The organism is Lysobacter sp. Root604 (genome assembly GCF_001427505.1).
GTDB lineage: Bacteria > Pseudomonadota > Gammaproteobacteria > Xanthomonadales > Xanthomonadaceae > Lysobacter.
On the sequence record NZ_LMGS01000001.1, the window covers coordinates 772147 to 791836 of the forward strand.

At 69.9% G+C, this 19690-nt stretch carries 23 protein-coding genes; 12 read left to right on the top strand and 11 right to left on the bottom strand.

The window, feature by feature from the left end; all coding sequences use genetic code 11:
* Positions 1–120 precede the first annotated feature (120 nt).
* From ASD69_RS03665 to ASD69_RS03685, 5 genes are all read left to right on the top strand, one after another.
* Positions 121–489: an excalibur calcium-binding domain-containing protein gene (locus tag ASD69_RS03665; protein WP_157498961.1), complete on the top strand. Its 369-nt coding sequence runs from the start codon at positions 121–123 to the stop codon at positions 487–489.
* A 147-nt stretch (positions 490–636) separates the two neighbouring features.
* Complete coding sequence (locus ASD69_RS03670; RefSeq protein ID WP_157489251.1) at positions 637–1260, top strand: hypothetical protein; 624 nt, start codon at positions 637–639, stop codon at positions 1258–1260.
* A 611-nt stretch (positions 1261–1871) separates the two neighbouring features.
* The gene (locus ASD69_RS03675; RefSeq protein WP_056174146.1) at positions 1872–2612 is read left to right on the top strand and encodes a sulfurtransferase; all 741 of its coding nucleotides are present in this window, start codon (positions 1872–1874) and stop codon (positions 2610–2612) included.
* A 187-nt stretch (positions 2613–2799) separates the two neighbouring features.
* Positions 2800–3429 (top strand): hypothetical protein, encoded by a 630-nt coding sequence (locus ASD69_RS03680; RefSeq protein ID WP_157489252.1) that lies wholly within the window; start codon positions 2800–2802, stop codon positions 3427–3429.
* Positions 3426–4286: a GDSL-type esterase/lipase family protein gene (locus ASD69_RS03685; protein ID WP_056174150.1), complete on the top strand. Its 861-nt coding sequence runs from the start codon at positions 3426–3428 to the stop codon at positions 4284–4286. Before ASD69_RS03680 ends, ASD69_RS03685 begins: the two co-directional genes overlap by 4 nt.
* A gap of 235 nt (positions 4287–4521) precedes the next feature.
* Here the strand turns inward: ASD69_RS03685 and ASD69_RS03690 are convergent, their stop codons facing one another.
* Positions 4522–5766, bottom strand: coding sequence for a TIGR03862 family flavoprotein (locus ASD69_RS03690; protein ID WP_056174153.1), 1245 nt, complete (start codon positions 5764–5766; stop codon positions 4522–4524).
* A 149-nt stretch (positions 5767–5915) separates the two neighbouring features.
* On the opposite strand from ASD69_RS03690, the gene ASD69_RS03695 reads away from it, so the two are divergent.
* The 5 genes from ASD69_RS03695 to ASD69_RS03710 all read left to right on the top strand — a co-directional run bounded on the left by ASD69_RS03695 (position 5916) and on the right by ASD69_RS03710 (position 10734).
* Positions 5916–7535, top strand: a complete 1620-nt coding sequence (locus ASD69_RS03695; RefSeq protein WP_056174154.1) for a serine hydrolase — start codon at positions 5916–5918, stop codon at positions 7533–7535.
* Between the two features lie 69 nt (positions 7536–7604).
* Positions 7605–7757, top strand: a complete 153-nt coding sequence (locus ASD69_RS21675) for a hypothetical protein (RefSeq protein ID WP_157489253.1) — start codon at positions 7605–7607, stop codon at positions 7755–7757.
* 16 nt (positions 7758–7773) lie between these two features.
* The gene (locus tag ASD69_RS03700; RefSeq protein ID WP_056174157.1) at positions 7774–9039 is read left to right on the top strand and encodes a threonine synthase; all 1266 of its coding nucleotides are present in this window, start codon (positions 7774–7776) and stop codon (positions 9037–9039) included.
* Positions 9040–9061: 22 nt separating this feature from the next.
* A complete protein-coding gene (locus tag ASD69_RS03705) occupies positions 9062–9520 on the top strand; it encodes a hypothetical protein (protein WP_056174159.1) in 459 nt (152 codons plus the stop codon).
* A gap of 215 nt (positions 9521–9735) precedes the next feature.
* Complete coding sequence (locus ASD69_RS03710; RefSeq protein ID WP_056174161.1) at positions 9736–10734, top strand: LLM class flavin-dependent oxidoreductase; 999 nt, start codon at positions 9736–9738, stop codon at positions 10732–10734.
* Between the two features lie 17 nt (positions 10735–10751).
* On the opposite strand, the gene ASD69_RS03715 is transcribed toward ASD69_RS03710, so the two are convergent.
* The 7 genes from ASD69_RS03715 to ASD69_RS03745 all read right to left on the bottom strand — a co-directional run bounded on the left by ASD69_RS03715 (position 10752) and on the right by ASD69_RS03745 (position 15032).
* A complete protein-coding gene (locus ASD69_RS03715) occupies positions 10752–11234 on the bottom strand; it encodes an FKBP-type peptidyl-prolyl cis-trans isomerase (protein ID WP_157498962.1) in 483 nt (160 codons plus the stop codon).
* A gap of 51 nt (positions 11235–11285) precedes the next feature.
* The gene (locus ASD69_RS03720; RefSeq protein ID WP_056174163.1) at positions 11286–12077 is read right to left on the bottom strand and encodes an SDR family oxidoreductase; all 792 of its coding nucleotides are present in this window, start codon (positions 12075–12077) and stop codon (positions 11286–11288) included.
* Positions 12078–12122: 45 nt separating this feature from the next.
* Complete coding sequence (locus ASD69_RS03725; RefSeq protein ID WP_056174166.1) at positions 12123–12551, bottom strand: SRPBCC domain-containing protein; 429 nt, start codon at positions 12549–12551, stop codon at positions 12123–12125.
* 28 nt (positions 12552–12579) lie between these two features.
* A complete protein-coding gene (locus ASD69_RS03730) occupies positions 12580–13101 on the bottom strand; it encodes an SRPBCC family protein (RefSeq protein ID WP_056174167.1) in 522 nt (173 codons plus the stop codon).
* A 21-nt stretch (positions 13102–13122) separates the two neighbouring features.
* Positions 13123–13569: an SRPBCC family protein gene (locus ASD69_RS03735; protein ID WP_056174170.1), complete on the bottom strand. Its 447-nt coding sequence runs from the start codon at positions 13567–13569 to the stop codon at positions 13123–13125.
* Positions 13566–13934 (bottom strand): metalloregulator ArsR/SmtB family transcription factor, encoded by a 369-nt coding sequence (locus ASD69_RS03740; protein WP_056174172.1) that lies wholly within the window; start codon positions 13932–13934, stop codon positions 13566–13568. The genes ASD69_RS03735 and ASD69_RS03740 overlap by 4 nt, the downstream gene beginning before the upstream one ends.
* A 255-nt stretch (positions 13935–14189) precedes the next feature.
* Positions 14190–15032: a helix-turn-helix transcriptional regulator gene (locus ASD69_RS03745; protein ID WP_157498964.1), complete on the bottom strand. Its 843-nt coding sequence runs from the start codon at positions 15030–15032 to the stop codon at positions 14190–14192.
* Positions 15033–15124: 92 nt separating this feature from the next.
* Here ASD69_RS03745 and ASD69_RS03750 point away from each other — a divergent pair, with 92 nt between their 5' ends.
* Positions 15125–15529, top strand: a complete 405-nt coding sequence (locus tag ASD69_RS03750) for a hypothetical protein (protein ID WP_056174173.1) — start codon at positions 15125–15127, stop codon at positions 15527–15529.
* Positions 15530–15821: 292 nt separating this feature from the next.
* On the opposite strand, the gene ASD69_RS03755 is transcribed toward ASD69_RS03750, so the two are convergent.
* Positions 15822–17009 (bottom strand): NAD(P)/FAD-dependent oxidoreductase, encoded by a 1188-nt coding sequence (locus ASD69_RS03755; RefSeq protein ID WP_056174175.1) that lies wholly within the window; start codon positions 17007–17009, stop codon positions 15822–15824.
* A 4-nt stretch (positions 17010–17013) separates the two neighbouring features.
* Positions 17014–17571, bottom strand: a complete 558-nt coding sequence (locus ASD69_RS03760) for a YaeQ family protein (RefSeq protein WP_056174177.1) — start codon at positions 17569–17571, stop codon at positions 17014–17016.
* A 90-nt stretch (positions 17572–17661) separates the two neighbouring features.
* Between ASD69_RS03760 and ASD69_RS03765 the strand changes: the two genes are divergently transcribed.
* The gene (locus ASD69_RS03765; RefSeq protein WP_056174179.1) at positions 17662–18549 is read left to right on the top strand and encodes a pseudouridine synthase; all 888 of its coding nucleotides are present in this window, start codon (positions 17662–17664) and stop codon (positions 18547–18549) included.
* A gap of 117 nt (positions 18550–18666) precedes the next feature.
* On the opposite strand, the gene ASD69_RS03770 is transcribed toward ASD69_RS03765, so the two are convergent.
* Complete coding sequence (locus tag ASD69_RS03770) at positions 18667–19422, bottom strand: gamma-glutamyl-gamma-aminobutyrate hydrolase family protein (RefSeq protein ID WP_056174181.1); 756 nt, start codon at positions 19420–19422, stop codon at positions 18667–18669.
* Between the last annotated feature and the right edge of the window lie 268 nt (positions 19423–19690).

A 19690-nucleotide genomic window follows, 5' to 3' on the forward strand; every position in this document is an offset into this window, starting at 1 on the left:
CGACACCGCTTCCGCCTGTTCTCAGGAACGCCGGCGCGACGTCACCGTGAACGTCGCGCCGGCACTTTATTCCGGCGCCTCCGGCCCGAACGGGCCGGGGGCGCGCTGACGGAGGCGCGCATGCGCTGGCGGTCGTGGGGCTGGGTGGTGATGCTGGCGGTGCTAGGCGCACCGGCGGCGCACGCGCACGGCGGCGGTCTCAACCGCGACGGCTGCCACAACGACCGCCGCAATGGCGGTTATCACTGCCACCGCGGGGCGCCCGCGACGCGAGCGCAGGCGCGGTTCTCGTACTCGGCTTCCGATGCCAACGCCTACGTCCCCGCGCGTGCGCAACGCCACGCGCCGGCATCCGGCTCGGCCTACCGCAATTGCACCGAAGCGCGCGCGGCGGGCGCCGCGCCGGTGCGTCGCGGCGACCCCGGCTACGGCCCGCATCTGGACCGCGACAACGACGGCATCGGCTGCGAGCCGTATCGCGGCCGCTGAGCGATCCCTGCCTGGGCCAGGATGAGCGGGGCGCCGTGGGGCAGGGCATGGCCGGTCCGTGCCGGCTTGGACGCGACCCTGCCGATACGCGCGCCGCCGCCGCGTTCGGTGCCAAGATGCGCGCAGGTTCCCCTAACCGTGCCGCCGATGTCGCCTGCATTGCCCGTCGATCTGCCCATCGCCTTGCCGCCCGAACTCTGGGCCGAGCTGGAAGCCGCCTACGCGACGCCGCCGCGGGCGTACCACAACTTCGATCACGTGCGCGAAGTGCTGCGCCACTACGGCGAGGTCGCGGCCGGGCCAGGCTGGCAGCAGCCGGTCGAGGTGGCGCTGGCGGTGCTGTACCACGACGCGATCTACCAGGCCGGACGGCGCGACAACGAGGCGCGTTCGGCTGAACTGGCGGCGGCGCACATCGCGCGCTATCTGCCGGAGGCGGGCATCGAGGTGCGGCGGGTGGTCGAGTTGATCGATCTCACCGCGCGTCATGGGCAGATCGATCCGAGCCAGGTCGACGAGGAGGCGGCGCTGTTCCTGGATGGCGACATGGCCATCCTGGGGGCGCCGCCGGAGGCGTTCGACGCTTACGACCGCGGTATCGCGTCGGAGTATCGCGGGCACGTGCCGGGGCCGTTGTTCCGGCTCAATCGGCGCCGTTTCCTCAAGGGGCTGCTCAAGCGCGAGCGCATCTATCTGAGCGAGTTTTACCACCAGCGTTACGACGCGGCGGCGCGCAATAATTTGCGGCGGGCGATTACGACTAAGCGCTAGCGCGCCTGGCTCGGCGCTTGATTGTCGGCCGATTTGATATTCACTGCTTTGGCTCTGGCTCCCCCTTTATCCAAGGATGAAGTCGTGCAGCTTACGAATCGCAGGTTCGTGCACGGCTGGACGCCAGCAGGCTCTTGCTGCTAGCTCCCTCCTTTGTAAAAGGAGGGTTGGGGAGGATTTGCTCTTGCTTGGCTTTTCGTCGGTTCTTCACGGAAGTCAACAGCTTCCGCCTGCTGCGCATGCGGGTCACTTTCTCTTGCTAGCCCAAGAGAAAGTAACCAAAGAGAAGGGCTAGCGTGACCAACCCTCCCCTGCGGGTTCATTCGAAAAACGGCGCGCGTCCTGCGCGCCGCCCTTCGGGTCTACGGTTGGTCGTGTGAGTGCGGGGCTTTTGGACTTCAATGCCACGGCCACGGCCACGGCCACGGCAGCGACAACGACAACGACAACGACAACGACAACGACAACGACAACGACAACGGCAGTGCGCGGGCCTTCGTGAAGATGGGGCAGGTACCGCGGGCGACGGCCGCGCAGCGCCAGCGCATTAATGCGCCAGCCCAGTCGGGGCCCTGCCGGCGTCCGGTCGCCGGCCCGGGTAAAATGCCCGCATGTTGCTCAATATCGCCGCCTACCACTTCGTCCCCATCGACGACGCCGATGCCCTGGCCGTGCGCCTGCGCGCGAGCGCCGAGGCCGCGGACCTGCGGGGGACGGTGCTGGTGGCGGAGGAAGGGCTGAATCTGTTCCTGGCCGGTAGCGAGGACGCGATCGGGGCGTTCCTGGCCGAACTGCGCGCCGACCCGCGCTTCGCCGAGCTCGCGGTCAAGGCCAGCCACAGCCACGCCCAGCCGTTCGCGCGGCTCAAGGTCAAGCGCAAGCGCGAGATCGTGACCTTCCGGCGTGAGGACAGCGCGCCGCTGAGCCGGCGCGCGCCGGCGGTGACGCCCGAGCGCCTCGCCCAATGGCTGGACCAAGGCCACGACGACGACGGCCGCCAGGTCGTGCTGCTGGACACCCGCAACCGCGAGGAGGTCGGCTACGGCAGCTTCGCCGGCGCCCTGACCCTGCCGATCGACAACTTCGTCGACCTGCCCGAGGCCCTGGCGCCGCACCGCGAGGCGTTGGCCGAGGCTACCGTGGTCAGCTTCTGCACCGGCGGCATCCGCTGCGAGAAGGCCGCGCTGTGGCTGCGCGACGACGGCATGGACAACGTGCTGCAGCTCGAGGGCGGGATCCTGGGTTACTTCGAACGCGTTGGCGGCGCCCACTACGAAGGCCGCTGCTTCGTGTTCGACGAGCGCGTCGCGCTGGACCCGGAACTGCGTCCACTGGTCGACGCCGCGGCCTGAAACGCAGGCCCGGGCTGCGCCATCGGCGCCCCGAAAACGGTATTGTTCGGTCCAAGGACAGGGGAACGTTAGCCGAACCGTAAACCGGGCGGGCGATCCCATTCAGACAAATCAAGGGGTTACCTGAGGCGACGCGGCCGCTATGATCGACGGTCGTCTCTTCCAGCCCCCGTACGAAGGACCCCTGATGCGTCGAATCCACCCTTTATCTGCCCATCGTTTTGCTTGGCCGCTAGGCTTGGCGCTGTGTGCGCTGGCCCTTAGCGCCTGCCAACCGCAGGCTCCGGCCAACGCCGCCGCGCCCGAATCCACCACCGCCGCGCCGCCGCCGGCCATGCCCTCGCCGGACCCCAACGCGGCCCCGGTTGAGCGCGCCGCGCCGCCGCTGATCAAGCCCGTCGCCCTGGGCGAGTTCGAACCCGGCAATCCCGTCGCCAGCGCCGCCACCGGCAAGCTCAGCATCGAGGATGCCACCCTCAAGGGCGCCAACGGCGCCAGCTTCGGCACCGAGCGCGTCGCCCTGGTCACCGGCGGCGACGAGTACAGCGCCGGCGCCACCTATGCCGCCTCGATGCAGATCGACGCCAGCCAACCGGTCGAGCTGCGCCACGTGGTCGAACAAACCCCGCCCACCGATCAGCCCGGCAACGCCTTCTGCGGCGGCACGCCCACCGCCTATATCGCCCTGGCCAAGGTCGGCGAAGGCGAGCGCGAGGTCGTCAAGGTGCTCGCCCTGCAGGGTCAAGATTTGCCCGCGCCCGGCGCCAAGGGCGTGAGCGTGTGCGCCACCACCAGCTACCTGGTCGCCAGCCGATGACATCCACGCCGCGTACGACTCCGCAACGCCTGCTGGGCCTGGCCTGGTCGGGCCCGCTCGCCCTGATCCTGTGTTGCGCGAACGCCTACGCGGCGCCGATGCCCATGCAGCCGCCGACCCTGCGCGTGGCCGGCGACAGCGCGATGGCCAACCGCCGTCCCGAACAGCGCCCGGCCACCGGCTGGGGCGAGTCCTTGCCGATGCTGCTGCGCGGCGACGTGGTGCAGTACGAGAACCGCGCCGCCGACGGCCGCAGCAGTCGCCGTTATCTGGAAGAAGGGCTGTGGTCGAAGCTGATGACCGCGACCAAGTCCGGCGACGTGGTGTTCATCGCTTTCGGCCAGGACGACGCCTCCAAGCGGCCGGAGCGCTACACCGCGCCGGAGGCGTTCCGCGCCAATCTCGAGCGCTTCGTCGACGAAGCGCGCATGCGCGGCGCCACCCCGGTGCTGCTGACCCAGGTCGCGCAGCCGGACTTCCGCTCCGGCGGCCTGCGTACCGACAACACGCCGTATGCCGACGTCGTGCGCGCGATCGCGGTGCAGCGCCAGGTTCCGCTGATGGACATGCAGCGCGCCAGCGAAGCGCTGCTGCGCGAGGCCGGGTCGGAGGGCGCCAAGACGCTGTTCGTGTACGACAGCGAATACGAGCTGGTGTACGCCAACCGCAACACCCGCTACGTGCTGCCGGTCGACGATGAGGCTTCGCCGACGGCCTGCGGCGCGGCCAGGATCGCCCAGCGCGCGGCCATGCTGATGCGTGCGGGCGGCTTGGAAGCCTGGTTGGAGGACGCGCCCACCATCGAGCAGCGCGTGAACCAGGTCTGCAATGCCCAGCGCGATGCCTTGAAGCGCTGAGGCGGCGCGCGCCGCGGCGCACGATTTTCCGATGTCCCGCAAACGGCCGCCTGCGCGGCCGTTTTGTTGAGTTGTCGGGGCAAATCCTGCCGCTTCGACCTCTGCCCCCCAGGCAGATGCGCTATCAGGCCTTATTGGGGCAGAAGCGGCGTAAGCCGCGACCGCGTCGTGGCCGCAGTGGCGTGGTCGCGGCTTGCGCCGCTGCTAGCCGAAGCGGTGTCGCGTTCGCGGTCGCTCACCGGCCGCGCAAATACGCCACCGCCGCGCGTCCCGCGATCAAGCCGCTGGCGTAGCAGGCGGTCAGCAGATAGCCGCCGGTCGGGGCTTCCCAATCCAGCATTTCGCCCGCGCAGTAGGTGCCGGGCAGGGCGCGCAGCTGCAGTTGCTCGTCCATCGCCTCCAGGCGCACGCCGCCAGCGCTGCTGATGGCCTCGGCGATCGGGCGCGCGCGCAGCAGGCGCAAAGGCAGGCGCTTGATCGCCTCCGCGATGCGCGCGGGATCCTGCTTGGCCTGCGCATCCAGCACCTCGTGCAACAGTGCCGCCTTGACGCCGCTGAGGCCGGTCTGGCGGCGCAGGTGCTCGCTGAAACTGCGGCCCGCGCGCGGGCGCGCGAGCTCGGATTGCAGGCGTTCGCGTTCGCGGCCGGGCGCGAGATCCAGCCACAGCGATGCCGCGCCCTCGCGCGCGATGGTCTCGCGCAGCTCGGCCGACAGCGCGTAAATCAGGCTGCCCTCGATCCCGTGCGCGGTCGCCACGCATTCGCCCTGCAGCGCGTGCTCGCGGCCGTCGGCATCGCGCCAGTGCGCGATCACCGGCTTCAGCGGCGCGCCGGCGTGACGCTGGGCGAAGTGCTCGCTCCAGGCGATGTCGAAACCGCAGTTCGACGGCTGCAACGGCGCCACCTCGACGCCGCGCTGCGCCAGCCAGGGCGCCCAGGCGCCGTCGGAACCCAACTCGGGCCAGCTGCCGCCGCCCAGCGCGAGCACGCAGGCGCGCGCCTGTACGCGCCGTTCGCCGTCGGGCGTGGCCAAGCGCAGCGCGCCGTCCTCGCTCCAGCCTAGCCAGCGGTGCTGGACGTGGAAGCGCACGCCGTCCTCGCGCAGGCGCCGCACCCAGCCGCGCAACAGCGGCGCGGCCTTGCGATCGACCGGGAACACGCGGTCGGAGCTGCCCACATAGGTCTCCACGCCATGCCCGCGCGCCCAGGCGCGCAGGTCCTGGGCGTCGAACTCGTCCAGCCAGCGCGCGATCTGCGGCGCGCGTTCGCGATAGCGCGCGTCGAAGCCCGGGCGCGGCTCGGCATGGGTGAGATTGAGCCCGCCCTTGCCGGCGATCAGGAACTTGCGCCCGACCGAACCCTTGCCCTCGTAGAGATCGACCTCGACCCCGGCCGCGCGCGCGACCTCGGCCGCCATCAGGCCGGCGGGACCGCCGCCGACGATGGCCAGGCCGGGCAACAGGGTGGGGGCATCGCTCATCGGTTCGCGGCCGGCGCCGTCGTGTACGGCGCGCCATTATGAGGCCGCACTCGCGCTGCGAGGCCGGGGCCCATGACCATCGTGCCGGGTCGCGGCGGCCGGCTTCGGGTATCGTCGGGCGTCACCCCTGATCGGCGGAGTTGCGAACGATGCGATCCACGTCCCTGGCCACGCGCGGCGCCGGCCTTTTGTTCGGCGCGCTGCTGGCCTGCCAGGCCCTGGCCGCGCCGCCCGCGCCGGAACTGCCGGCGCAACTGCAGGACTTCGATGCCTACGTCGAAGGCGTGCGCCAGCGTTTCGACGTGCCGGGTATCGCGGTCGCGATCGTCAAGGACGGCCAGATCGTGCTCGAGCGCGGCTACGGTCTGCGCCAGCTCGACCGTCCCGAGAAGGTCGACGCGCGCACCCTGTTCGCGATCGCCTCCAACACCAAGGCCTTTACCTCGGCCTCGCTGTCGATCCTGGCCGACGAGGGCAAGCTCAGCCTGGACGACCGCGTGATCGACCACTTGCCGTGGTTCCGCATGGCCGATCCCTACGTCACCCGCGAGATGCGCGTACGCGACCTGCTGGCGCACCGCAGCGGCCTGGGCCTGGGCGCGGGCGATCTGCTGTATTGGCCCGGCACCGACTACAGCACCCTGGAAGTTGCCCAGCGCCTGCGCGATGTCCCGCTCAGCGGCAGCTTCCGCGGCCAGTACGCCTACGACAACATCCTGTACGGCGTCGCTCAACTGGTGATCGAACAGGCCAGCGGGCAAAGCTACGAGCGTTTCCTGCGAACGCGCATCCTCGAGCCCCTGGGCATGCGCGACACCCGCTACAACAGCGACGCGCTCAAGCCCGGCGACAACGTCGCCACCGGCTACGCCAAGGCCGACTTCAAGGACCTGCAACCGGCGCCGCGCATGGCCTGGGGCAACGTCTCCGGCGCCGGCGGCCTGTACTCCAGCGTGCACGACATGAGCCAATGGCTGCGCATGCAGCTGGACGGCGGCGCGTACACCGACGCCGGCGGCAAACCGCAGCGCTTGTTCAGCGCGCAGCGCCAGAAAGCGATGTGGTCCATCGTCACGCCGATGCCGATCAGCGAGCCCTCGGTGCCGGCGCTGGCGCCGGTGCGTCCCAACTTCCTCGGCTACGGCGAAGGCTGGCAGCTGTCGGACTACCGCGGCCGCAAGCTGGCCTGGCACACCGGCGGCTGGCCGGGCATGGTCTCGCGCGTGACTCTGGTGCCGGAGCACAAGCTGGGCATCGTGGTGCTGACCAGCGCCGAGCTGTCGGGCGCGTTCCAGGCCGTGACCCTGCGCGCGCTCGATGCCTATCTCGACGGCCCGCGCACCGACTGGACCGCCGCCTATGGCGCGGCGCTGGACAAATCGCTGGCCAAATCCGACGACGACTGGAAGCAGCACCAGGCCGCGCGCGCGCCCAACACCCAGCCCTCGCTGGCGCTAGCCAAATACGCCGCGACCTACTGCGACCCCTGGTACGGCGACGTGGTGATCGAACAGCAGGGCGGCAAGCTGCGCATGCGTTTCGCGCGCAGCGAAGCGCTGGTCGGCGAACTGCAGCACTGGCAGTACGACAGCTTCATCGTGCGCTGGGACCAGCGCTGGCTCAACGCCGACGCCTTCGTCGATTTCTCGCTGAGCGCCGACGGCGCGGTGCGCGAAGTGCGCATGGAGTCGGTGTCGCCCAACACCGATTTCAGTTTCGATTTCCACGATCTGCGCCTGACGCCGGTGCCGGCCAAGGGCGGCGGTTGAGCGCCGGCTGCTAAGCTCGAAGCCACAAGCGCGGCGCCGCTGCCGGCGCCCGCACCGAAGGAGCGAACGATGAGTTGGATGGCCATAGGAATCGTGATCGTCGCGGGCTATCTCGCGTTCAAGGCGGTCAAGCTGGTGTTCAAGCTGTTGCTGTGGGCCGTGGTGCTGGGCGGCCTGTACTGGCTGGCCGCGCCGGCGCTGGGCTGGCCCTTGCCGTTCTGAGCTGGAGCCGCGCCGCATGTCCTATGTGAGGTGTCTGCGCGGTCTGGGTTCGGGCATCGAGTACTCCGCCGACACGGCGATGAATCTCGATCCGGTCGACGGCCGCCCGGTGGAGATGTTGCTCGACCTGGAGCGCCTGGCCGCGCAGCGACCGAACGCGGCCTGGTACGACCCGCGCCGCCGCGACCTGTGGCGCTTCGGCGCGCTGATGGCGCTGGACGCGTCCGATCCCGAGGACGCGCGCCATATCGTCGCGCTGGGCGAGGGGCACACGCCCTTGCTCGACTACTCGGCGCATCCGATCGCGCGCGCGGCCGGTATCTCGCTGTGGTTGAAGGACGAAGGCCGCGCGCACCCCGGCTACGGCGCCAATCCGACCCAGAGCTTCAAGGACCGCGGCATGGCCATGGTGGTCGCGCAGGCGCGCCGCCTGGGCCTGCGCAAGCTGGCGGTGCCGACCCAGGGCAATGCCGGCGATTCGCTGCTGCGCTATGCGCTGGCCGGCGGGCTGTCGGTGGCGATCGCGATGCCGCCGGACACGCCGATGCCGATCCTGGGCAACGTCGCCGCGGCCGCGCAGCGCGACCCCGAGCGCGTGCGCCTGGAACTGGTCGGCCCGACCATCCGCGAGGCCGGCGCGCTGCTGAAGGAGCGCTACCTGCCGCAAGGCTATTTTTCGGTGGCCACGTTCCAGGAACCGGGCTGGCGCATCGAAGGCAAGAAATCCCTGGGCCTGGAACTGGCCGAACCCGCGCCCGGATCGACGCGCTGGTTGCTGCCCGACGCGGTGATCTATCCCACCGGTGGCGGCACTGGCGTGCTCGGCATGTGGAAGGCCTGGGACGAGCTGCAGGCGCTGGGCCTGATCGACGCGCGCCGTCCGCGCATGCTGTGCGTGCAAAGCGCGGCCACGCCGCCGCTGGTGCGCGCCTTCGATAGCGGCGCGGCCGACACTCAAGCGGTCGCGGCGGGCCAGACCCTGGCATTCGGGCTCAACGTGCCCGGCGGCGTCGGCCACTTCCGCGTTCTGGAAATTCTGCGCGCCAGCGGCGGCGCCGCGGTCGCGGTGGAGGAGCGCGACAGCATGGCCGAGTTCGCGCGCCTGTGGCGCGAGCCGGTCGGCGGCGGCGCGCCGGCCTGGATCGCGCCGGAAGGCGCGGCCTGTCTTGCCGCGTTGCCACAGCTGATCGAACGCGGCCTGATCGCGCGCGGCCAGCGCGTGGTCGCGGTGAATACCGGTTCGGCGGAGAAGTACCTGCCGGACCTGCGTCATCTGATCTGACCTCAAGCCCGCAGGAGCGGACATGGACACCGACAACCACGAGTGGTGGCAGGACACCCAGGACATCGAGCGCTGCGTGCGCGCGGTTTACGCTTGCATCTCCGGCCCGGCCGGCGCGCCGCGCGACTGGGCGCGCTTCCGCTATCTGCAGCACCCGAACGCGCGCAGCCTGCGCACCGTGGTCGAGGCCGACGGCAGTACCCACGCGATGGTGTTCGACGTCGACAGCTACATCGCCAACGTCGAGGCCTTCTTCGCTCAGAACGACTTCTTCGAAGTCGAGATCGACCGCCGCGTGCAGCGCTTCGGCCAGGTCGCGCACGTGTGGAGCCTGTACGAGGCGCGCCCGACCGCGGACTCGCCGGTGCTGCTCAAGCGCGGCGCCAACAGCGTGCAGCTCTGCCACGAACACGGGCGCTGGTGGGTGTTCAGCACGATCTGGGACAACGAGCGCGAGGGGCTTAAGTTCGATCTTTGGTGAGGGTGAAAGCAAATCCCCCCTAGCCCCCCTTTTGCAAAGGGGGGAAGAGCATTACGTTCGTCGAAAGCCGCTTGTTTCCCCCCTTTGCAAAAGGGGGGCTAGGGGGGATTTGCTCCTAAGCAACGCCACCCCCGCAACACTGCGTACCCCCGACGCGCTCGCAATCGTGCGCAGGTGCCCCCAACTTCATAGGGACGCCATCGCCGCGAGCGCCCATGATTCCCTTTTCCGTACTCGACCTGGCCCCGGTCACCGAAGGCAGCGACGCCGCCCAGGCCTTCGCGCACAGCCTCGAGCTGGCCCAACATGCCGAGCGCCTGGGCTACCGGCGCTACTGGCTGGCCGAACACCACAACATGCCCGGCATCGCCAGCGCCGCGACCGCGGTGTTGATCGGGCATATCGCCGGCGGCACCTCGACCATCCGGGTCGGCGCCGGCGGCATCATGCTGCCCAACCATTCGCCGCTGCAGGTGGCCGAGCAGTTCGGCACCCTGGCGTCGCTGTATCCCGATCGCATCGATCTGGGCCTGGGCCGCGCGCCCGGCACCGATCAGGCCACCGCGCGCGCCTTGCGCCGCTATTTCGACGGCGCCGACAGCTTTCCGCAGGACGTCGCCGAGCTGCTGCAGTACTTCGAGCCGGTGCGGCCCGGCCAGGCGGTGCGCGCAGTGCCGGGCGCGGGCCTGCGGGTGCCGGTGTGGCTGCTCGGCTCCAGCCTGTTCGGCGCGCAGCTGGCCGCGCAGTTGGGCCTGCCGTACGCGTTCGCCTCGCACTTCGCGCCCGATGCGATGGACGAGGCGCTGGCGATCTACCGGCGCGAGTTCCGGCCCTCGGCGGCCTGGCCGCGCCCGCATGCGCTACTGGCCTTGAACGTGGTCGCCGCCGAAACCGACGCGCAGGCGCGGCGCTTGTTCACCACCCAGCAGCAGAGTTTCGTCAACCTGCGGCGCGGCCAACCTGGCCTGATTCCGCCGCCGATCGACGACATCGACGCCTACTGGACGCCGGCCGAACGCTCAGGCGTGGAGCGCGCGCTGGCCTGTGCGGTGGTCGGCGATCCCGATAGCGTGCGCGAGGGCATCGCCGCCTTCATCGAGCGCCATCGTCCCGACGAGTTGATGCTGACGGCCAACGTGTACGAGCACGCGGCGCGGCTGCGCTCGTTCGAGCTGGCCGCGCAGGCGCGCGCGCAGTTGGCGCAGCGCGCCTGACGCGCGACAGGCTTGCCTCAGCGCGAGCCCGGCACGTGCTCGCGCACGCCCAGCAACTCGACCTCGAACACCATCGACGCGTCCGGCGGAATCACGCCGCCGCCCGCGCCGTCGGCGCCGTAGCCGTATTCCGGCGGCAGCATCAGCACGCGCTTGCCGCCGACCTGCATGCCGGCGATGCCTTCGTCCCAGCCGCGTACCACCCGGCCGGCGCCGAGCAGGAACGAGAACGGCTTGCCGCGATCGACCGAGCTGTCGAACTTGCGGCCGCGCTTGTCGGCGGCCTTTTCGTCGTAGAGCCAACCGGTGTAGTGCACGCTCACGTCCTGGCCGCTGCGCGCGGCCGGGCCGGTGCCGGGGCGCTCGTCTATCCATTCGAAACGTTGCACGCGTCCGCCGCTGGCGGGTTCGGCTTCGCGGCGGGCGCAGCCGGCGAGCAGAAGCGTAGCCAGCAGCGCGCTGGACACGAGGGTGACGAGGGTTGGGCGCATCGGGTTCATCCCTGAGGGCGTGGCGGTGACGACGCCCAGGATAACGGACCCGGCGCGCGCTCAGTCGACCAGCGCGCCGCAGCTGAGATTGGCGACGGCTCCGGTCATGGCGCCGGCGCGGTCGGAGGCGGCGAAGGCGGCGTAGTCGGCGACCTGGGCCAGGGTCGGCAGGCGGCCGAGCAGGGTGCCGGTGCGCGCGGCCTCGTCGAGCATGGCCTCGATCGACACGCCGGCGCGGCGCGCGCTTTCGGCGAAGACCTCGTGCGCGTGCGAGGCCGGCTGCGCGTCGGGTATCGCGTGCGGACGCAGGCAGACCACGCGGATACCGGACGCGCCCAGTTCGGCCGCGAGCAGACGCGAGTAGGCCTCGATCGCCGCGCAGGTCACGCCGTAGCCGAGGAAGCCCACGCCGCTCATGCGCGAGCCCGGCGTGGACAGGGTCAGGATCGCGCCGCCGGACGACATGTGCCGCGCCGCCGCCTGGGCGGTGATGAAGTTGCTGCGCGTGTAGGCCTGGATCGGGTGCAGATAGTCCGACAGCGTCAGCTCGGCGAAGGGTACGCCCTGCACGTGCGGCACGCCGATCGCGTTGAGGGCGATGTCGATGCCGCCCGCGTCCGCGGCGACCGCGGCGGCATGCGCTTGCACCGCGGCTTCGTCCAGCGCGTCCACGGTCGCGATATCGGCGTGGCCGCCGCCGGCGGCGATGTCGGCGGCCACGCGTTCGAGCTTGGCGCGGCCGCGTCCGGCCAGATAGACGCGCGCGCCCTCGCGGGCGAAGGCACGCGCGACCGCGCCGCCGATGGCGCCGCTGCCGCCGTGGATCAGCGCCACTTTGTGTTCGAGCAGCATCGGGAACTCCTGGGTCAGGGCAGGGTGGCGGCGGTCGCCGCGAGATCAGAATCTGCGTCGCTGAAAGGGCAGGCCGACGCCTTCCTCGCAGTAGGACTTGAGGCTGTACAGGAACATCGCCCAGTTGTAGTTGCACCAGCGATAGAACTCGGTGACCTCGCGCCAACCTTCATGGCGCAGCACCACCGCGGTCTTTCCCTCGCGCGCTTCCAGGTCGAAGCTGATCTGGGTGCCGATCCACTGCGGATCCGAATCCAGGCAGCGCCAGGCCAGGCGGCTGCGCGGCAGCCATTCGGTGATCTTGACTCGCACCAGGCCGGCCTCGCCGAAGCGGAATTCGTTGACTGCGCCCTGCACCGCCTGCACGGTCAGGTCGTCGGTCCAGACTTCGGCCAGGCCGCGTTCGCTGGTCAGCGCGTCGTAGACCTGCGCCGGCGATGCGTTCACGTATTGGATGTGTTCGATGGCGGCCATGGCCGGCTCCTGTCGCGGATACGAGGGCTCATTCCTTGGGGATCCGCCGTTCGTACTCCGCCTCGATCGCGGAGTGCTTGGACCAGAAATGGCTGGGCGTGCGGCCCTCCAGCAGGTCCAGCAGCAGATCGAGGTGGCTGTGCCAGCCGCCGGCGACGCTGACCATCTCGCCGCGGTTGGGCAGACGGCGGTGGGTGACCACCAGCAGCACGCGGTCCTGCTTCGGGGTCAGCTCGAACACCACTTCCGATTCGCCGTCCCAGGTGTAGCTGAGTCGATGCGGCGGATCGCAGTCGATCACCCGGCCTTCGCTGCGGTACTCCTCGTGGTCGGCGTACTTGGCCGGGGTTGGGTCGTCGTTGGTCAGTTCGGCGTTGCGGAACACGTGTTCGACGCGGCCGCCGGGGCGCAGTTCGATCTCACCGGCGGCCATCCAGGTGCGGCGCTTTTCGGATTCGGTGAGATAGCTCCACAGCCGTTCGATCGGGCCGGGCATCAGGCGTTCGATGCGCACGGTGTCGGGGGCGGTGACGATGCCGTAGTCGCTCATGGTAGGGCTCCTGGGGAATGCTCAGTGGGGGGCGTGCGACAGCTGCTCGGCCAGCGAGGCGAGGATGTGCTGCCAGCCCGCTTCGGTGCGCTGCGCGTACGGCGCGTATTCGGCCGCCATTTCGTGGGTGAGGCGGAGTTCGCAGCCGCTGCCGATGGGCGCGATCTCTATGGTGATGCGGTCGCCGTCCCCGGCCGGATCCAGGGCCAGGGTGAACACCAGCCGGCGCGGGCGATCGATCTCGAGATAACGGCCGTAGTGCGCGGCGTCGCCGTCCTCGCGGGTTTCGACGATGACGTAGCCGCCGCCGACGCGCGCGTCGATCTCGACCCGCTGCATGCGTCCGTTCGCGGTCGCGTAGAGGAAGCGCGCGGCCATGCGCGGATCCAGCCAGGCGTCGAACACGCGTTCGGGCGAGGCCTCGAAGCGGCGCGCGACGCGCACGACGATGGGGGAGGTCGGGCTCATCGTTTGCTCCTGGGTTTGCGCGCGGCCGCGAGGGCGCGATCCTCGGCCTGCAGCAGGGCGTCGAGGGCGTCGAGGCGTTCGTTCCAGAACCGTTCGTAGTGGCGCATCCACTCCATGCCGCCGTGCATGGGGCGCGCATCGAGGCGGCAGACGTGGGTGCGGCCCTGGACTTCGCGCTGGACCAGGCCGGCGCGCTCCAGCACCTTGATGTGCTTGGAGGCCGCGGCCAGCGACATTTCGAACGGCGCGGCCAGTTCGCCGACGCTGCAGGGCTGGCGCGACAAGCTGCGCAGCATCGCGCGCCGGGTCGGGTCGGCAAGGGCGTGGAACACGGCGTCCAGGCGTTCGGGTTTATTCTCAACCATAGAGTTGAATATCCTCCGGCCGGGAGCGATTGTCAACCATTCGGTAAAATATTGAGCGACCCCAGCAAGGCGTCCTGCGGGGCGGATGGCGTCTAAAAGTGGCTGCGCAGCGCAGCCTGGTAGCAAATACACGTCGCCGGCGGCCGTGCGCTGGCACTGCTTAGCCGCCTCCAGCTATGCGTGACCAGCGGCGCGCCGCTGGCTGTGCTGGATTGCCAGAGCCGAGTCGGCGCGATCTGGCGCTGCGGCGGCGCTCTAGCCGGCCTGGCTTTCGGCGGCCTGCAGCGCGCGCAGCGCGTTGGCGGTGGCGGCGTCGGCGGGAAAGAAGGATTCGATCGCCAGTTCCGCCAGGGTCACGTCCATCGGCGTGCCGAACACGGTGGTGGTGCTGATATAGGCGTGCTCGCCGCCGTCGGGGCTGCGCAAGCGCAGCGGCACCGCGACGCTGAGCGTGGTGGGCAGTTCGACCTCGTCGGCATCCGCGCAGGGGTAGGCGGCGAGTTCATCGTGCAGCTCGCTCAGCACCGGATCGCCGGTGGCGTCGGCCTGATGGCGTAGGCGATGCAGCAAGTGCGCGCGCCACTGCGCGAGGTTGACGATCAGCGGCGCCAGGCCGCGCGGGTGCAGGCTCAGGCGCAAAACGTTGATCGGCGGCTGCAGCAGGTCGGTGGGGATGCCTTCGAGCATGCGTTCGACGGCGCGGTTGGCCGCCAGCAGGTTCCAGTGGCGGTCGATGGCCAGCGCGGGGTAGGGCTCGTGCCCGTGCAGCACCAGTTGGATCGCCGCATGCGCTTCGTGCAGTGCGGGATCGTCCAGCGAGCGCTGCGCGTACATCGGCGCCAGCCCGGCCGCGGTCATCAACTGGTTGCGCTCGCGCAGTGGCACGTCGAGGCGATCGGCCAGACGCAGCAGCATCGCCCGGCTCGGCAGCGAGCGCCCGGTTTCGATGAAGCTGACGTGGCGGGTGGAGATGTCGGCCATGCCGGCCAAATCCAATTGGGTTAGGCGGCGGCGCTGGCGCCAGTCGCGCAATTGTTCGCCTACGGGTCGGGTCGCGTTCATGGCCGAACGATAGCCCAGGGCGGCGGGTTCGGACATGACCTCGCAGGTAATCGACCGGCGGCGAGCGCTGGGTTGAGATGGCGTCGAACCCAACCGACCGACATCTCCGACAGAACCAGGAGCAACTCATGAGCGCCATCGTCCGATCCTCCCAGTCCCAACTGCTGCGCCGCGCGATCCAGCTCGACGCCATCGCCACCGCGGCCATGGCCGCGCTGCTGATCGCGGCCGCCGCGCCCTTGTCTCAGTGGCTGCACTTGCCGCAGAACCTGTTGCTGGGCGCGGGCCTGGTACTGGTGCCCTACGTGGCCTTCCTGGGCTGGCTACTCAGCCGCGAGCGCATCTCCGCGCCCCAGGCCTGGTCGGTAATCGCGATCAACGCCTGCTGGACGATCGACAGCGCGATCCTGCTGCTCAGCGGCTGGGTCTCGCCGAACGCGCTGGGCTTGGCCTTCGTGATCGTGCAGGCGCTGGCGGTGGCGGCGTTCGCCGAGCTGCAGTACTTCGGCCTGCGCAAGCAGCAGCGCGGCTGAGCGGGCCCGGATCCACCTTTGCCTTCATGCAGGAGCGGCGCAAGCCGCGACCGCGCCACTTCGCTTGCGGCGATGGCGCGGTCAAAGGGATGGATGACAGTCGCGGCTCGCGCGGCTCCACCCCCAAAGCGCAGCGCCCCTTGCTTGCTGTGGGAGCGGCGTGAGCCGCGAAGGATGTGTCAGATCGAGACGAGATTCGGCATCTCGGTGCTTCGATCGCGGCTCACGCCGCTCCCACAGAAGGCAGAGCTCTGCTCCCACAGCGAGCGCGGAGCCGGTAGCGGCCTTCAGCTCAGACCGCGATACCGGCCGCGTGTCCCGAGGCCCAGGCCCACTGGAAGTTGTAGCCGCCCAGCCAGCCGGTCACGTCGACCACTTCGCCGACGAAATGCAGGCCCGCTACGCGCCGCGATTCCATCGTGCTGGAGGACAACTCGTCGGTGTCGACGCCGCCCAGGGTGACTTCGGCGGTGCGGTAGCCCTCGGTGCCGCTGGCGACCAGGGACCAGTCCTGCAGCGCCGCCGCCAGTTGCTTCAACTCCGGCGGCGTGTACTGCTTCATCGGCTTGTTGCTCAGCCACAGCTCGCACAGGCGCTGGGCGAACCGCCGCGGCACCGCATCCGACAGCACGGTCTTGAGTTCGGCCGCCGGGCGTTCCAGTTGCTGCGCGCGCAGCCAGGCCGCGGCGTCCTGGCCCGGCAGCAGGTCCAGGCGCAAGTCGTCGCCGGGCTGCCAGTAGGACGAGATCTGCAGGATCGCCGGGCCGCTGACGCCGCGGTGGGTGATCAGCATCTGGTTGCTGAAGCTGCGGCCGTTGCAACGCGCGGTCACCGGCAGGGCGACGCCGCTGAGGTCGGCCAGACGTTCCTGATGCTTGCCGCTGAGGGTCAGCGGCACCAGGCCCGCGCGCGTGGGCAGCACGCTATGGCCGAACTGGCGGGCGAGTTCGTAGCCGAAACCGGTGGCCCCCATGCTGGGGATCGACAGCGCGCCGGTGGCGATCACCAGCCGCGGTGCCGCGAATGCGCCGCGCGTGGTGTGCAGGCGGAACGGCGCCTCGCCCTCGGCGTGCAGCACGCGCTCGACGCTGCATGAGGTCTCGATGCGCACGCCCGCGTCCGCGCATTCGTCCAGCAGCATCTTGACGATCAGCTTGGACGACACGTCGCAGAACAGTTGGCCGAGTTCCTTCTCGTGGTAGGCGATGCCGTGGCGTTCGACCAGATCCACGAAATCGGCCGGCGTGTAGCGCGCCAGCGCCGATTTGCAGTAATGCGGATTGGCCGAGATGAAGTTGGCCGGGCCGGTGCCGGTGTTGGTGAAGTTGCAGCGGCCGCCGCCCGACATCAGGATCTTCTTGCCGACCCGGTTGGCGTGCTCCACCACCAGCACGCGCTTGCCGCGCTGGCCGGCGGTCAGCGCGCACATCAGGCCGGCCGCGCCACCGCCTAGGATCAGGACGTCGTAAAGCTCCGCCATGCGTTCAAGCGGCCTGCGTGCCCACGCCCTGGCGCACCGACGGCGTCAGCGTGAGCGCGACGCGGTCGTTGCTGAGCGCGACTTCGCCGTCCTGGATCTGGCAGTCCAGGCGGAAGCTGCGTTCGACCATCGCCGCCATCGCCTCGACCGCGTCGCTGTCGATGTCCAGCACGGTGAGGTTCTTCAGGCGGCGCAGAATGGCGACGTTCTTGTCCCACCAGATGTCGGCCGCGCGCCCGCCGTAATTCACCACCACCACCTGGCGCGCGCGTCCGCAGGCCTTGCGGATGCGCGACTCGTCCGGCTGGCCGACGTCGATCCACAGCTCGATGTCGCCGGTGTAGTCGCGCAGGGCGAGATCGGGCTCGTCCTCGCTGCTCAGGCCTGGGCCGAATTCCAGGCGCTCGTGCGCGTTCAGGGCGAAGGCGAGCATGCGCACCATCAGCCGCTGCTGGGTTTCCGAGGGGTGCTGGGCCAGGGTCAGGGCGTGGGCGGCGTAGTAATGCCGGTCCATGTCGCTGATTTGCAGTTCGATCTTGACGATGGTGGCGTTGGGCGCCATGGACGGACCTGCGGAGTGAAAAACAGCGCGCATTCTAGGCCCTGCGCGCCGGCGCCGCCTGAGCGGGGCCGGCTGGGCGAGAATGCGCGCATGCCCGCACCCCCCTTTCAGCCGCTCGACGGCGTCGCCGCCAGTCGCCTGCAACTGCCGCCGGGCCCCTGGGCGACCGTGCTGGACGGCCTGTGCGCGCGCTTCCCGGCGATCGACCGCGCGCAGTGGCGCGAGCGCTTCGCGCGCGGGCGCGTGCTGGATGCGCAGGGCCGGGCGCTGGCGGAGGACGCGCCGTACCGGGTCGGCGCCGAGATCCGCTACTTCCGCGAGGTCGCCGCCGAGGCCGAGATCCCGTTCGAGGAACGTGTGCTGTACGCCGACGCCCATCTGCTGGTGGTCGACAAGCCGCATTTCCTGCCGGTGGTGCCGTCCGGCGGTTATGTCAGCCAGACGCTGCTGGCGCGGCTGACGCGCCGTTACGGCAGCGCCGAATTGGCGCCCTTGCACCGCCTGGATCGCGCCACCGCCGGGCTGGTGCTGTTCTCGGTCGATCCGCGCACGCGCTCGGCTTATCAGGCGCTGTTTCGCGAGCGCCGCATCGTCAAACGCTACGAGGCGCTGGCCGCGCCCTTGCCGCAATGGGCGTTTCCGCTGGAGCGGGCCAGCCGGCTGGAGCCAGGCGATCCCTTCTTCCTGATGCGCGAAGCCGAAGGCGCGCCCAACAGCCTGACCCGGATCGAGGTACTGGCGCGCGGCGACACGCATTGGCGCTACGGGCTGGAACCGGTGAGCGGCCGCAAGCACCAGCTGCGCGTGCACATGGCGGCGCTGGGCGCGCCCATCCTCAACGACCCGTTCTATCCCTTGCCGGCCGAGCGCACGGCCGACGATTACGCCCGGCCCTTGAAGCTGCTGGCGCGGTCGCTGGCGTTCGTCGATCCCGTGGATGGCAGCCAGCGGCGCTACGAAAGCGGCCTGTCGCTCTAGCGCTGCGATTCGCAGGGCAGGAACGGCGCGAACCACGACCGTCATCCACCGCCTGCCGCGCTGGCGTCGTCAGCAGGGCGACGCGGTCGCGGCTCGCGCCGCTCCCTTAAAACAGGTTCACACCCACTCGCGCGAGGGCAGGGTGTAGCGGCGCTGCGGGCGGCCGACCAGGTCCAGGAAGTTGTTGAACACCGCGTCGGCGCGTTGCTGCATGCCGGCGATGTGTTCGGCGGTGTGGGCGCGGATCGCGGCCTCGCTGGTGCCGTGGCCCAGCTCTTCCAGTTCCCGCCGGTAGACCGGATTGGCCAGCCAGCGCTCGATCAGGGGCACGTCCATTTCCAGATGGAACTGGAAGCCGTAGGCGTTGTCGCCCCAGCGAAACGCCTGCTGTTCGCAGCTGTCGGTGCGCGCGAGATGGGTCGCGCCTTGCGGGACCTCGAAGCTGTAGCGATGCCACTGGAACACCGGAGCGCTCTCGGCCAACGGCGCCAGCACCGCGTCGTCGCGGCCCGGTTCGGTCGCGTGCAGCGGATACCAGCCGATCTCGGGCTGATGGTGGCGCCGCACCGGCGCGCCCAGCACATGCGCGAGCAACTGCGCGCCCAGGCAGATGCCCAGGATCGGTTTGCCCTGTTCCAGCATGCGTTCGATCGCGAGCAGCTCGGTGCGCAGGTGCGGGCGCTGGGCCTGGTCTTCGACGTTCATCGGCCCACCGAGCACGATCAGGCCGCGGTAGCGGTCGACATTGGGCTGGGCGTCGGGATCGCGATCGAAGTTGGTGAACCGGATGCGGTGCCCGCGACGACGGATCAGCGGGTCCAGCGTGCCCAGCGGCTCGGCGGCGACGTGTTGGAAAACCAGGATGCGGGGCATGGGGGACGAGGCGGCGGCTTACCTCACGACTATGCCAAAGCCGGGGCGTGCGTAGCGAGACTTGGCTTATGACGATTGGTTCGCTGAAGGCGGCGGGGGGCTGAGGACGCCTCAAGCTTGCGCCGCCGCTTTGGATTCGCGCGCCCTCATCCGCCCTSCGGGCACCTTCTCCCGCAAGCGGGAGAAGGGACCGCTAAGGTCGCCTGTTTGCGTTAGCCCCTCTCCCGCTTGCGGGAGAGGGGTTGGGGTGAGGGCACGCGCAGCATCA

Excerpts from the sequence above, each read along its gene's own strand:
- ASD69_RS03745 (WP_157498964.1), bottom strand. The coding sequence starts at position 15,032 with ATGTCCGAACCCGCCGCCCTGGGCTATCGTTCGGCCATGAACGCGACC.
- ASD69_RS03725 (WP_056174166.1), bottom strand. The coding sequence starts at position 12,551 with ATGGCCGCCATCGAACACATCCAATACGTGAACGCATCGCCGGCGCAG.
- ASD69_RS03670 (WP_157489251.1), top strand. The coding sequence starts at position 637 with ATGTCGCCTGCATTGCCCGTCGATCTGCCCATCGCCTTGCCGCCCGAA.
- ASD69_RS03735 (WP_056174170.1), bottom strand. The coding sequence starts at position 13,569 with ATGAGCCCGACCTCCCCCATCGTCGTGCGCGTCGCGCGCCGCTTCGAG.
- ASD69_RS03665 (WP_157498961.1), top strand. The coding sequence starts at position 121 with ATGCGCTGGCGGTCGTGGGGCTGGGTGGTGATGCTGGCGGTGCTAGGC.
- ASD69_RS03730 (WP_056174167.1), bottom strand. The coding sequence starts at position 13,101 with ATGAGCGACTACGGCATCGTCACCGCCCCCGACACCGTGCGCATCGAA.
- ASD69_RS03675 (WP_056174146.1), top strand. The coding sequence starts at position 1,872 with ATGTTGCTCAATATCGCCGCCTACCACTTCGTCCCCATCGACGACGCC.
- ASD69_RS03690 (WP_056174153.1), bottom strand. The coding sequence starts at position 5,766 with ATGAGCGATGCCCCCACCCTGTTGCCCGGCCTGGCCATCGTCGGCGGC.
- ASD69_RS03700 (WP_056174157.1), top strand. The coding sequence starts at position 7,774 with ATGTCCTATGTGAGGTGTCTGCGCGGTCTGGGTTCGGGCATCGAGTAC.
- ASD69_RS03740 (WP_056174172.1), bottom strand. The coding sequence starts at position 13,934 with ATGGTTGAGAATAAACCCGAACGCCTGGACGCCGTGTTCCACGCCCTT.
- ASD69_RS03685 (WP_056174150.1), top strand. The coding sequence starts at position 3,426 with ATGACATCCACGCCGCGTACGACTCCGCAACGCCTGCTGGGCCTGGCC.
- ASD69_RS03680 (WP_157489252.1), top strand. The coding sequence starts at position 2,800 with ATGCGTCGAATCCACCCTTTATCTGCCCATCGTTTTGCTTGGCCGCTA.
- ASD69_RS03695 (WP_056174154.1), top strand. The coding sequence starts at position 5,916 with ATGCGATCCACGTCCCTGGCCACGCGCGGCGCCGGCCTTTTGTTCGGC.
- ASD69_RS03755 (WP_056174175.1), bottom strand. The coding sequence starts at position 17,009 with ATGGCGGAGCTTTACGACGTCCTGATCCTAGGCGGTGGCGCGGCCGGC.
- ASD69_RS03750 (WP_056174173.1), top strand. The coding sequence starts at position 15,125 with ATGAGCGCCATCGTCCGATCCTCCCAGTCCCAACTGCTGCGCCGCGCG.
- ASD69_RS03720 (WP_056174163.1), bottom strand. The coding sequence starts at position 12,077 with ATGCTGCTCGAACACAAAGTGGCGCTGATCCACGGCGGCAGCGGCGCC.
- ASD69_RS03765 (WP_056174179.1), top strand. The coding sequence starts at position 17,662 with ATGCCCGCACCCCCCTTTCAGCCGCTCGACGGCGTCGCCGCCAGTCGC.
- ASD69_RS03710 (WP_056174161.1), top strand. The coding sequence starts at position 9,736 with ATGATTCCCTTTTCCGTACTCGACCTGGCCCCGGTCACCGAAGGCAGC.
- ASD69_RS03715 (WP_157498962.1), bottom strand. The coding sequence starts at position 11,234 with ATGAACCCGATGCGCCCAACCCTCGTCACCCTCGTGTCCAGCGCGCTG.
- ASD69_RS03770 (WP_056174181.1), bottom strand. The coding sequence starts at position 19,422 with ATGCCCCGCATCCTGGTTTTCCAACACGTCGCCGCCGAGCCGCTGGGC.
- ASD69_RS03760 (WP_056174177.1), bottom strand. The coding sequence starts at position 17,571 with ATGGCGCCCAACGCCACCATCGTCAAGATCGAACTGCAAATCAGCGAC.
- ASD69_RS03705 (WP_056174159.1), top strand. The coding sequence starts at position 9,062 with ATGGACACCGACAACCACGAGTGGTGGCAGGACACCCAGGACATCGAG.
- ASD69_RS21675 (WP_157489253.1), top strand. The coding sequence starts at position 7,605 with ATGAGTTGGATGGCCATAGGAATCGTGATCGTCGCGGGCTATCTCGCG.